5 protein-coding genes are annotated in these 13153 nt (G+C 50.2%); 4 read left to right on the top strand and 1 reads right to left on the bottom strand.

The features are described 5' to 3' along the window. Positions 1–201: 201 nt before the first annotated feature. The 3 genes from HY774_23230 to HY774_23220 all read left to right on the top strand — a co-directional run bounded on the left by HY774_23230 (position 202) and on the right by HY774_23220 (position 11575). Positions 202–6246, top strand: coding sequence for a carboxypeptidase regulatory-like domain-containing protein (locus HY774_23230; protein ID MBI4751403.1), 6045 nt, complete (start codon positions 202–204; stop codon positions 6244–6246). 102 nt (positions 6247–6348) lie between these two features. Next, positions 6349–7278, top strand: a complete 930-nt coding sequence (locus tag HY774_23225; GenBank protein ID MBI4751402.1) for an Rpn family recombination-promoting nuclease/putative transposase — start codon at positions 6349–6351, stop codon at positions 7276–7278. A gap of 328 nt (positions 7279–7606) precedes the next feature. Further along, complete coding sequence (locus HY774_23220) at positions 7607–11575, top strand: carboxypeptidase regulatory-like domain-containing protein (GenBank protein ID MBI4751401.1); 3969 nt, start codon at positions 7607–7609, stop codon at positions 11573–11575. On the opposite strand, the gene HY774_23215 is transcribed toward HY774_23220, so the two are convergent. Next, a complete protein-coding gene (locus HY774_23215; GenBank protein MBI4751400.1) occupies positions 11550–12020 on the bottom strand; it encodes a hypothetical protein in 471 nt (156 codons plus the stop codon). The two genes, HY774_23220 and HY774_23215, sit on opposite strands and share 26 nt — an antisense overlap. Positions 12021–12604: 584 nt before the next feature. On the opposite strand from HY774_23215, the gene HY774_23210 reads away from it, so the two are divergent. Further along, positions 12605–13153, top strand: a 549-nt coding sequence (locus tag HY774_23210; GenBank protein MBI4751399.1) for a transposase, incomplete at its 3' end; no start/stop codon positions are given.

The following is a 13153-nucleotide window of genomic DNA, read 5'->3' as shown; positions in this document are numbered from 1 at the left end:
AGAATCACCACCAGATGTCTTATCAAAGGGTCAAATGGTTCATCTAACTGAACATATCGAATGACTGACTCTAACCCCTGACGAAAAACTGGTATAATTTTACATCTCAACTCGACATTCACCATCTGTCAGGCGTTTCCTTCAGCCCTGACAATTGATTCCAAAAATTTCAATTCCTGAAAAGAAAAGAGAACCATCCATATGCGTGTTGCGGTCTGGTGTGTTCTGTTCGGAGTGGTGTTGTGTTTGCTTCTGGCTGTTGACGTTGGAGTTATCCCATTCAGGGTTCAGGGTTCAGGGTTCAGGATTCAGGGAAATCCAGGCTATTCAACGAGCGGGCTTGCTGGTGAGGCAAGGCGTTTATTGCAAACTGGTGTTCCAGCCGCTGGTTCAATCCAGGTCAATGAATCGCTCATCCGTCTGATGCCTTTTGACACCCACGGTGAACTCAAATTCAGTGTAACCAATTCAACCGGGCGACCAGTACGGGTAACCATTGAATGTGAATTGCTTGACCCAGAGGATGCGGCCACACGGCGCGCCACAATCCAGACAATACTCGATCCCGGCGCACAAAGTATCCCGGTCAATCTGTCATTGGGAAAACTCTTCAATGGGAAGCCTGAATCCCTGTACCTGCATCGGGTTCGATATCGTGTCACACCAGAGCCAAAAACAGTGAATGCCGTGAGCGGTGTCGTTGCGGTTTCAGAAATCACGCCAGATTGTTTTCAGTTGCGGGTGGCAACACCGGAAAGGCTCACATCTCCTGGAGCATACAAAGTGCTGGTTATGGCATTTCACCCGATCACTGGAAAACCAGTGAGTGACGTGCAGCTTGTTGCCACCATCAAGATTACCAATCAGGCACAACCAGCTACTTTTTCCGTGCCGGGAACGACCGACATCAGCGGTACCGCACAACTGGATTTCACCTTTCCCCAGATTCATCCAGACGAGTCTGCCACGATTGAGGTTACTGGTACCAAACAGACTTTTTCTGAATCTGCACGTTCAGAACTTAAGGTGGATAGGGTTGCCAGAATCTGGCTGCATACTGACAAAGTGATGTACCAGCCAGGGCAAACCCTGCACATGCGGGCACTGGTTGCCGAAGAAACCGGACCACCAGTTTCAGAAATCACAGTTGAGTTTGAGATCAAAGACCCTGAATCCACCACCATCTTTCACAAAGAAGTCACAGCTTCACGATTTGGTGTGGCGGTTGCTGACTGGACGATTCCTGAAAACCAGCGCCTGGGAGATTTTGAAATCAATGCCCAGCTCCAGAGTTCTGGGCCTCGTGGTTCGGCAATAAAACTGGTCAAAGTCAGTCGGTATGAGATTCCGACATTTCGGGTACAGGCGGAAACAGATCGGACTTTCTATCTACCGGGGCAGGTGGCGGTGGTTGACATCAAGGCTGATTATCTTTTCGGGCAGCCAGTGAAGAATGCGCTGGTGCGAGTCGTCAGGGAAATTGAACGGGAATGGAATTTCCGCGAGCAAAAGTATGATGTGCAAGAAGGAGAGACCTTTACCAGTCGAACCGATGCTCAAGGGCATTCCCAAACCACTCTGGATTTGTCAGGAACCTGGGAGTACCTGAAAGCCGAAAAAGGTGACCCGGATTTTGGGGATATTTCTTATTCGGTGTATGCCACAGACCCGATCACAGGGCGCACCGAGCACTGTCAGTTTGATGTGCGGGTTTCCAAAGAGCCAATCCACGTGTATGTCTTTGATCGGCGTGACTTTCAAAGTCGTGGCGGACCATATGAACTCTACATCACGACCAGTACACCAGATGGCCTTCCGACTGAATGTGAAGTCGAGGTGTATCAACAACAACTCGAACCAGATGCCGGTGAAGCCGGAACAACGTCTGTCAAAAGTGAACTGGTTGGCACATTGAGCACGAGTCGCTATGGAGTTTTGAAAGTCAGCATCCCTTCTTCAACTTATGAGAACATCGAGGTGACTTTTGAGATTGTGGCGCGTGACCGATCAGGAAACACAGTCAAAACCACTCATACCATCTGGCTGTATGAACCTGAAACGGGCATCCAGGTCAGACCGGAAAAAACGCTGTATTGCCCAGGCGAAACAATCAAAGCCGATCTGGTTGCCTCACAAAAATCGAGTGGTTGGGGATTGGCCGTGGTGGCTCAGAAGTCGAAGGTTGTTGCCTCCAAAAACATCTGGTTTGAGCAGGGGAAAGCCACCATTGAATTTTCCTATCAGCCTGATTTTGCTGGCCTTCTGAGTTTGTTTGCCCTGTTTCCGTCTGGAAAGCTCAATCAAGAAGAAGTGATTGGACAAACTGCACTGTTCTTCCCAACAAAACACACTCTGGCGCTCACGGTAAAACCTGGAGAACTGGTTTGTAAGCCTGGAGCAAAAAACACTCTTGACCTGAAGGTGTCTACCAAAGACGGAAAGCCAGTTGAAAGCACCCTGGGTGTCGCTATTTACGACAAAGCAATTGAAGGCCGAATCCCGACCGGTTGGAGATATGGCACCTGGAACGGTGCCTTTGGCAAAAATGGAGATACCTGGGGATTTGATGATGCTGTTGGTGGTTGGACGTTCACGGATCTGGAAAACCTCGATGTCTCACAACCATTTCCACCTGAACTGGATACAGTGGCCGAAATTCTGCTCAATTATTCGTGGCCGATTGATCAGGCATACTGGTTTTTTGGGTATCGAACCTCTGAATCACCCAACCTGCAACCCATTTTTCACCAAAATGTACTTGCCAGGCTGAAGACCGTTTTTCAGATTGTTTCTGACTATGCTGAAAAAAACCGCACCTACCCCAAAACTTTAGCCGATGTCGAACGCATTTTTTCATCCCACGGCAGGAAATTCAGCGAAATCACCGATCCCTGGGGAATGCCCTTTCAATCGGAATTTGTCCCGGTTTTGGGCCTTGATAAATGGCGAATCAAAAGCAGTGGGCCAGATAAAAAACCAGGGACAGATGATGATTTTCTTGCCGGGGAGCTTGGTTGGTCGCCATTTACAAAAACTGGGGAAGTGATTGACCGGGTGTTGCGGACCTACCATCAAAAAACCGGAGAATACATCCGCGATGTTGAAACGCTCCGTCGTGAACTTGCCCTGGAAGGAATCAATCTGTCTGATCTCCGTGACCGATGGGGCCATCCGCTGGTGTGCGAATTCACCATTGAAGAACAATGGTTTTGTTTCTATCTGAAAAGTGCGGGCGAAGATGGCAAATTGAATCCGCGAAGCGAAACCCATCTCCCGCTGGATGATTTTGTCGTGTGGGAATCCACGATCAGCTACTTTGATGATATCCGCAAAGTCATTGATTCGGTGGTGCGCACATCGGCAACAATGATTGAACAGGCTGAAAACAAAGAAGTTGTGTTCAACCAACTGCTGAAAACTGAAGGACTTGATTTTGATGAACTGCGTGATCCGTGGGGAAATGCCTATCAGGTGAAATTTGAAAAACGAGTTCCTGATGAAGAAGAGAAAAGGGCTGCATTCGAGTTTGGGGCCCCAAAGCTGGAATTTTGGACCATCAAAATCTCCAGTTTGGGACCAGATGGACCAAAAGAAACCTGGGATGATTTCGATCTTGGTCTGTTTTCGACCCTGGTCAGTCGAGAGAACTCGGCAGCAGGGGCAACGGTGCTTTCAACCGGAAGCGGTGGGGTTGTGATAGCAACTGTTTTAGATGAAACGGATGCGGTCATATCAGGGGCAAAAGTTGAGTTGCGAAGTGAATGGCGCGGCAATATCTATACGGCGCTCACCGATGGAACCGGCAGGGTTAGATTTGAAGATCTGGCACCTGGTCTGTATTCAGCAACTGCATCGGCAGATGGGTTTAGCAGTACAAGATGGGTGAATATTTCGGTCCAAAAATCTGAGATTGTTTTCCTTAAAATATACCTCGAACCAGGGACAGAGGAGAATGCGGTGGCCGTTACCGCCGGGCCACGTCTGAAACAAACTTCACCAGCCGAGAAGGTTGTCAAAGCTAAAGACCCACAACCGTCACGACCGCTCGTCCAACTTTCGACGCCCCGGCTGCGCAAATATTTCCCGGAAACTTTGCTCTGGGAACCGCTGCTTGAGACCGACCAAACCGGACAGGTACAGCTTCACTTCAATCTGGCTGACAATTTAACCACCTGGAAAATCAACGCGCTGGCTTCGACGATGAATGGCGAACTTGTGACTGGAGAAGCCGAAATCACTGCCTTTCAGCCCTTTTTCATCGAACACGATCCGCCACAGGTTTTGACAGTTGGCGATGAACTTTCGCTTCCGGTGCTGTTGCGTAATTTTTTGCCGGATTCGCAAACGATGACGGTTTCACTCAAACCCGAAAGCTGGTTTGAATTACACGGCTCTTCGCAAAAACAGGTGGAAGTCGCTGCCAATAGCAACGCAAAGCCGGTTTTTTCATTTCGGGCGACTCAGATGGTACAACACGGCCCATTGCAGGTGACAGCGACGAATTCACACACCGGAGACGCTATCGAAAAGTCCGTGACCGTTCTTCCCGATGCCCAGGAACAGGTCCAAACGGTTGGGAAACTGGCTGACAGTACAACCACTCTTGAGCTGACGGCGCCGGAACATCCAGTTCCTGGCACCTTGAAGGGGGAAGTCAAAATCTATCCTAATTTGATAGATCACGTGTTTGAAGGTATTGACGGCATTGTGCAGCGTCCGTATGGCTGTGCCGAACAAACAATTTCTGCTGCCTATGCCAATGTACTGGTCCTGCAATACCTGAAGCAAACCGGAGCACTCGACTCACCCACTGCGGAAAAAGCCCGAACGCTTACCCAGGAAGGCATCGACCGGCTGATTGCGTATCGCCTTGAAAACAATGCCTTTGCCTACTGGGGAAGCGGTGATCCCAACTGGTCGTTGACGGCGTATGCCGTCCAGTTTCTCAGTCAGGCCAGTGAGTTTGCGGCAATTGATACTTATGTTCTGAAACAAATCCAGGAAGCACTGGTCAAGGCGCAATTGCCGAACGGAAACTGGCCGATGGTCTATCAGTGGCGAAACGGAACACAGGACAAACAGGCTGCTGCTCAGACTGCCTGCATTGTGTATTCACTGGTCAAAGCTGGGGTCAACACGATCAATCAGAACGCCATCGCCAAAGGACTGGCTTTTGTAAAACCTCGAATTGCAGCGAGCCGTGATCCGTACTTTCTGGCGTGTTATGTTCTGGCTGCATCTGAAACTGGAGACATGGCTGGCGCCCAGGAAGTTATCCCACAATTGATACAACTGGCTCAGAGAAAAGGCGAAAAAGTCTACTGGGAGCAATCCGGTCCAACCTTGTTTTATGGCTGGGGAACTGCCGGGCAAATCGAAACCACCGCGCTCGTTTTGCAAGCCCTGGTGACGATTTCGGGAGCCAACCCACCTGCCGAAGTTGAGTCACTCATCAATCGTGGCTTTCAGTATCTGATTGAAACCAAAGATCGTTACGGCGTGTGGTATTCAACGCAGGCTTCGCTCAACGCCTGGCGAGCATTGCTGGTGCTGGCCAGGCGCGAAACACACACCGCTCAATCAAACGAAACACCAGAATCGGCTGAAGTGTGGGTCAACGGCACACTGGCCAAACTGGTCACCTGGTCAGCCAGTGGAAAAAAACCGCTTTCCCTGACCCCTGACTCCCGAACTCTAAATCCTCTCTCTATTGATGTTTCAAAGTGGTTGATTCCAGGACGGAACCAGATTGTGCTCAAACGGAATCAGCCGGGGAAAATTCTCACGCTGCAGGCGGTGGTTGGTTCATACGTGCCCTGGGCTGTCCGTTCGCTGGCGCCCGCCGTGACATCGCCGGACGTGCAGATTCATGTGGCATTCGACAAAACCGAAGCCATGATTGGCGAATCAGTGACCTGCACGGTGACGGCTCAACGAACCGGGAAGAACGCTTACGGGATGTTGCTGGCGGAAATCGGACTCCCACCGGGCGTTGACGTTGATCAGGCTTCACTGGAAACAGCCGTCGCAAAGCTTGGAAGCTGGGGAAATTCGTTCGAAGTACGTCCTGACCAGGTGATTCTGTACCTCTGGCCGTCTTCAACGGGAAGTAGCACTTTGAGTTTTTCGTTCACTCCACGCTTTGCAATGAACGCCAAAGCGGTGCGGTCAATTTTGTATGACTACTACAACCCGGAAGCCCAGACCGTGATTGCTCCGGCCCGGTTTGTGATTCGGGAGCGGTGAGATCGCTCCTCAAAAAATCTTTCGCGAAAGCCAATCTTGTTCTATGGTTAAAGGCAATAAAGCCATCTAATGAATGATGGGGAATGAAAGGAATTCAATGTGATCCAGACTGACAATCTGTGCAAATACCTGGCTGAGAAATACCCATTGGATTTTGCTGAGTGGGTGCTGGGTCAGCGGCCAACGGAGGCTGAAATCCTGAAAACCGAGTTGAGCATTGAACCGATTCGGGCGGATTTTGTGGTGTTTCTAAAGGTGGATGGGTGCATTCTGCACCTGGAGTTTCAAACAGTCGGTGAAAGTAAACCACCTGTGCCACTCCGAATGCTGGATTATTTTGTGCGACTATATCGGAAGTATGGGTTGCCCGTGGTGCAGGTGGTGGTGATTTTGACGGAAACAGCGGCGGGAAGATCATTACCGAATGAATTTCGAGTGGGAGACACAGTGCATCGGTATCACGTGATCCGAATGTGGGAACAGCCGCCGGAATTGTTTTTGAACCATCCAGCATTGTTGCCGCTGGCGGTGTTTTCACGGACGACGAATCCGAACGAGTTGTTGACCCAGGTGGGAGAAAGCATTGAAACGATTGCGAAACCGGTTGAACGGCGCGATATTTTGACGTGTACGCAAATCCTGGCAGGATTGCGATTTGACCAGAATTTGATCCGAGCAATTTTAAGGGAGAGACATATGCGGGAATCAGTGATTTACCAGGAGATTTTAGAAGAAGGTCGGCAGGAAGGTCGGCAGGAAGGTCGGCAGGAAGGTCGGCAGGAAGGTCGGCAGGAAGGTCGGCAAGAGGGGCAGCAGGAAGGACTCCGGCAAGGTGAAGCCAAAATCGTGTTACGGCAATTGTCACGGCGACTGGGCCTGTTTTCGGCTGACCTGAAACAACGAATTGAATCATTGCCGGTTGCCCGACTGGAAGAGCTTGGGGATGCGCTGCTTGATTTTCACGAGGTCAAGGACCTGGAAACCTGGCTGGCTCAAGAAGGTGGAGCATCAGAATCTTCAACCGAATCATAGGAAATGGTTGACTTAAACAGTGAAGAGTTGCTGCTTTCATGCAGGTTTGATCCCCCAACTTTGGTCTGAAAAAACACGGAGCCGCCTGAAGGCCGCAACTCGTGACGTTCACTTCATTTCCAACTGAAGAATCACCACCGGATGTCTTATCAAAGAGTCAAGTGGTTCAATCAACTGAACATATCGAACTCCTGACTCCTAACTCCTGACGAAAAACTGGTATAATCTCACGCGCCTGGCAGACATCTACCCCTTGTCAGGTGTTTCCTCCAATCCTGACGTCTGATTCCAAAAATCCAAATCCTGAAATCAAAAGAGAGCCATCCATATGCGACTGGCAGTCTGGTGTGTTTGGTGCGGCATCATCTCTGGATTAATATTATTTTCATCATTGAACATCACTGCCCAAACGGGTTTGTACGTTGATGAAGCCGCTTCACGGTTTGATTTTGGTTCGTCTCAGGCTCAGGTTCAACTGGTGGTTTATAACCCAACGGCCAGCGTCACCCCGGCTGAAGTCAAACTTGAAATACTCAATGAAAAAAATGAAGTGCGAGCTGAACCAGCTCAAATTGTGCAGCTTCAACCAGGAAAACAGACTTTTGTCTGCCCGGTCACCATCCTCGATCAAGAGAAACAATCGGAACTGGTACTGCTCCGGCGGTTGCGATACCAGGTGATACCACAGGGAGATCTTCAGCCGGTTCAAGGGGTTGTGGCACTTTCACAACTTTGCCCAGAGTATTTCACACCTGGTTTGACAACACCCAGAAACCTTCCCAGGCGTGGGAAATGGTGGGTTGAAGCCAAAACGTTTCATCCCTTTTCTGGTGTGCCTGCCCAGGGGGTTGAGGTTGTGGCAACGCTCACGATTGGAGCTGAAAAATCTCCTCAAATTCGGACTGTTTCTGGTCAGACAAATGCGGATGGGCTCGCCCGGCTCGTCTTTGACCTTCCACCTCTCACTGACTCTGATCCTGTTGCACTCCAGTTGACCTGTCACCGGGGAAAATACACCCACACTTTCAGGCGGGACGTTGAAGTTGAGAAAAACGCCCAGGTAATGCTCACTACAGATAAACCTGTCTACCAGCCCGGACAGATTCTGCATGTGCGAGCGATTGTTCTAGAGCAAACTTCCAGGCTGGCCCTGGCTGGTGTCCCAGTAGAATTTCGAGTGGAAAATTCAACCTATTCCGAGGTCTTTCGAACTGTCAGTCCTACGTCGAAATTTGGAATCGCCGCGATTGACTGGGCAATTCCAGAAACCCAGCCAGCCGAACTGTTGACCATTCAGGCGCAGGTGATGGATGTAACCTCCGAGGTGATTGGTTCGACCTCGCAACAGGTGAAAATCAGCCGGTATGAATTACCCCAGTTTGTTGTGACCGCTCAGACTGACCGTTCGTTTTATCTTCCCGGTCAGACTGCAACCGTAAGTGCCAGTGCGGTTTATCTTTCAGGAGAGCCGATCTGTGAGGGATTGGTCCGGGTGATTCGCCGCCGTGATGGTTGGAATCAGGAAAAACAAACCACAACGCAAGTCGAGGAAGTTATAGTCGAAGTCAAAACCAACCTGGCTGGGCAGGTCCAGTTTCCAATTGACCTCACGCGCGATCACGACGATTTTTCCGGTGGTGGACATGACTGGTTTCGGGATGTTTCATTCGATGTGGAATGGAGCGATCCAACCAGCGGCAAAACTGAGTCTTCTCGGCTGTACCTGCGATTGTCGAAAACTCCGGTTCATTTGTATGTCCTTTCGGCTCGAAAATCGTTGAACCCTCACGTTCCTGGTATGGTGTATGTGGCCACCTGCGCCGCCGATGGAACACCCTGTGCGGCAGAATTTGAACTGACATCCGACTGGCTTGTAACTTTTGGGCCAAATCGAACCAATGAAAAGCGCCAAAAGGCGTCGCTTGGGAAATTCAAAACCAGTCGTTACGGGCTGGCCCGAGTTGAACTTCCGACTGATGAACTGGCCAGACCTGACGTGCGGTTCAGCGCCTGTCTGGCAGAACTTGATCGAGACCGGTTTGAGCTTGGATTTACTCCTGAATCATTTGGGCGTGGTCCCTTTGATCTGAAGACACAAAAAACGATCTATCGCCCCGGTGAACCCCTTGGCGTCACGCTCTGGTCAACATTGCCCAAATGCTGGGGGCAGGTTTCAGTAATACGTGGAAATGAGATTGTGGCGAGCAAAGTTGTGCCGCTCAAACCAGGGAAAACCAGTGTTGTGTTTCCATACCAGCCAAATCTAAAAGGAAAGCTGCTGGTGGCTGTGACGTCGCCTCACTTTTCCTCTGAATGGATTCTACCGGGCCAGTGGGTTGTGTATGTGCCGGATGAGGTCCCACGGCTGACAATTGATACTTCGAGCAAAATGATTGAGCCCGGCGCCGAGGCAGAAATTGTATGTCATCTCCAAACCACAGATGGGAAACCCGTGACAGGTGTCCTTGGTGTATCGGTCGTTGATTGTGCAATTCCAATGCACATTCAGAACGATGGAGAGGAAACAGGGCCAATCTGCTATGACGGCGGACTTGACCAAGCTCGTGGACGCTGGATGATAGGCAGGCTTTCGCTATCGGACCTCTCCCGTCTTGATCCGGCGCAGCCGATCTCGGACGAACTCCAACTGGTGGCGGAAGTGCTTGCCTGGCAATGGTATTCAGTACCCGAGTTCTTTCGTGAAGATACCGATCTCTGGGGAGCACGATGTATCGCTCATTTCTTTCAACCAGATATTCAGAAACAGCTTGAGCCACTCCTTGATCTGGTGAAAGCGCATGTCACTCAGGCAATCACTCGACCTGAAACCGTTGCGCAGGTTGAGTCCATTGTGGCGGCTGGTGGTCAAAGCTTTGCTGCGCTTCGTGATCCGTGGGGAATGCCCTATCAGGTAACAGTGACGCGGAGGCAGGCGCGTGACGTGCTGGAAATCTATAGCTCTGGACCAGATCGAACCCCCAAGACCATAGATGATTTTCTGGCTGGCGAATGTGGATGGGTATATTCGACGGCGCTCAAAAAAGCCATTGATCAGGCCAGTGCCAGCTATTTTCAGCACACAGGAATCTACATTCGCGACTATGACACGCTCAAGACTGAGATGGCGCGCCAGGGAATTGACCTCGATCATCGGCGCGATGAATGGGGGCGCGGGTTGTTTTTTGACTTCCCGATTTTGAGAAGCTGTTATGCCATTCTGGTGCGAAGTACGGGTGAGCGTGGGCAAGCCTCTCCGAGCGACGAATTTTATGATGGCAGCGCATTGGACCGGGGAGGATTTCTCCTGACGGCATCAGTTTTGGATTCCTTCCGCAAGGTACGGGAACAATTCACGGCCACGGTGTTTCATTCGGGGGAAGCGATTCTCAAACCTGAAAACCGCGAAGCTGCATTACAGGCGGCCCTCAAACAAAACGGCCTTGATTTGGAACAACTTCGGGATCCGTGGGGCAGCCCTTGCTTTGTACTCTTCAAGAAAAATTCGTTGAGTGAACTGCCTGAATCCAAAACATCAGAATGGTGGACAATTTCACTCTGCAGCCCTGGGCCCGACAAAAGACACGCTGGCTCGGGGTTCACACTGGCCACATCTTCAGTTTTGCTGGAGGTTGCGCCACCCAGCCACCAGGCACAACCAGGTTCCTCCAGGCCAGGTTCTGGTGCGATGGTTGGTTTGGTAAGTGATGAGTTTGGAAATCCACTCAGTAATGTTCGGCTGGAACTAAAGAACGAAACGACGGGAAGACTGACCTACCACTGGACGAACCAGGATGGAACCTACCTGATCAATAATTTGCCGCCTGGGCAATATGAAATTATTTCGGATTCTGAAAATCTTCTACCGCGCTCAATACAACCAGTTGTGGTTGATGTTGAACGGGTTACATTGATCAACCTGGTACTCCGTATTGGTGAGGTGACGGAACTGGAGATTGGCCGAATGCAAAGCAATACCACCAATATGAACGTGTGGTATGCGCCAAATTACTTTCATACAACACCCATGCCGGCCAACCGGGGTCTGCGCGTACCTGTCAGGTCACCAAAGCGGCCTACAGCACCACACCTCCGGCAGGATTTTACGGAAACAGCACTCTGGGCGCCACGTCTGGCAACAGATCATCAAGGAAGGGTGAGTGTCAAATTGAAGTTTCCACCTGCTGCTACTACCTGGAGACTTTCGGTTGTGGCTTTGACGGCGGATGGTCAAATTCTTCAAAAAGACAAGTTTGTGCCGGTCGGGACGACTTTCATGCCTTGCGGATGCGAAAAGTAATGCTGCGGAGGCGGTCTACGTTTTCCTGGAGCTGAAGCAGAAATACTTCATCGGGCGACTGTCCCTGATCACGGTCCTGCATCAGGATCTGGAGCAGCATGGACATTTCTTCAGCGATGTCATAAAACTCTTCGAGGAGCGGGCTTACCGTTTCCGAATGGGCATAAATCCATTTCTTTTGCCAGTCTTCGCCGACAAATTCGAGCGTCAGGCGCTGGATAAAATCCTCGGCAAACCGGGCGGATTTGACGACCGCCGAGGATTGAAAATAGCCATCCGCTGTCTTAAACAGCAGGAAATCCCCAACCGGTATCTGATTGCGAGTCAGGATAGAAACACCATTTTGGGCAATCATATCGGTGATGGTGTGTTCCTTGACCATGAGGTTGTTTTCCGTGTCGTAGCGTTCGATGATGACGTCAATAACCTGGTCGAGACGTTTCATGCGATTCTCCAGCGCACTCTGAGACCGAGTGGAAAATAATACCAGTTAGGGTTCAGGGTTCAGGGAAATGCAATTGTTTCAATGGTTTAACCCTTCTGCCAAATCAGGGTGATGATTTCAAAATGGTATCAGGCGGTGATTGGAAAGACGGGTTTCTGATCTTCTCAGCAGGAGGGCAGAGGCAAGGAACGTGAGCTGTGCGGAACAATGAGTCTGTACCTGATCTTAGCACCCACAAGAAGTGAATTTCCAGCCATATGAAAGAAAATTCTGGTTTGAGGTTCAGAGTTCAAAGACTGAGAGTGCTTTGGTTTAACCTGTTTGAAGAAGAGAATGCAAGCCAAAGCCAAGTTGTTATATCAACTTGCAGTGGAATCCCCGCATGAGAAAACAGTCAAGTGATTCACCCAAATAAATTGAGTGAACTACTGACTACTGACTACTGACTACAAACTGGTATTGAATTCAGTTTTATTTTTTATACCTATCTCTAACCAATCACGATCATTTATACCGGGAACAAATTCTTTACGGTTGATGAAAAAAGACTTGCCCCTTAACACTTTGTAATTTAAACTGCCACCATGATTCGAGTTGAAAAACATCACATCAAACCTGACTCCCCATTCTTCGCCGAAGCCGATGACCTCTGCTTTCGGTCAAAGAACCTCTATAACCTGGCGCTCTATGAACAGCGACAACGGTTTTTCGAGGTGGGGACGGTGTTTTCATATGAACAACTCGATGTTCGGTTAAAAGCGGGCGACGCCTACCGGGGATTGCCGGCCAAGGTCAGTCAACAGGTTTTAAAACAGGTGTGCCAGGACTGGACCAGCTATTTTGCCGCCACTGCCGAATATGCCCGCGACCCTGACAAATTCCTGGCTGAACCAAAGATTCCCAAGTACAAACCCAAGGCCACGGGCCGAAACGTGGTGATCTACACCATTCAGGCCGTCAGCCGCAAAGCCTTGAAACGGGGTGTGATCCACCCCTCCCAAACCAACTTCTCCTTCGCAACCAAAATTCCCCGAAACCAGATCCAGCAGGTGCGAATCGTGCCGAAACTCAATTCGTATGTGCTGGAAGTGGTCTATGAACTCCCGGATGTGACGGAACCAAGTTCCTCCAAC

The organism is Acidobacteriota bacterium, from assembly GCA_016208495.1.
Taxonomy (GTDB): domain Bacteria; phylum Acidobacteriota; class Blastocatellia; order Chloracidobacteriales; family Chloracidobacteriaceae; genus JACQXX01.
This window is presented reverse-complemented; position numbering and strand designations above follow the sequence as displayed.

Excerpts from the sequence above, each read along its gene's own strand:
- HY774_23215 (MBI4751400.1), bottom strand. The coding sequence starts at position 12,020 with ATGAAACGTCTCGACCAGGTTATTGACGTCATCATCGAACGCTACGAC.
- HY774_23230 (MBI4751403.1), top strand. The coding sequence starts at position 202 with ATGCGTGTTGCGGTCTGGTGTGTTCTGTTCGGAGTGGTGTTGTGTTTG.
- HY774_23220 (MBI4751401.1), top strand. The coding sequence starts at position 7,607 with ATGCGACTGGCAGTCTGGTGTGTTTGGTGCGGCATCATCTCTGGATTA.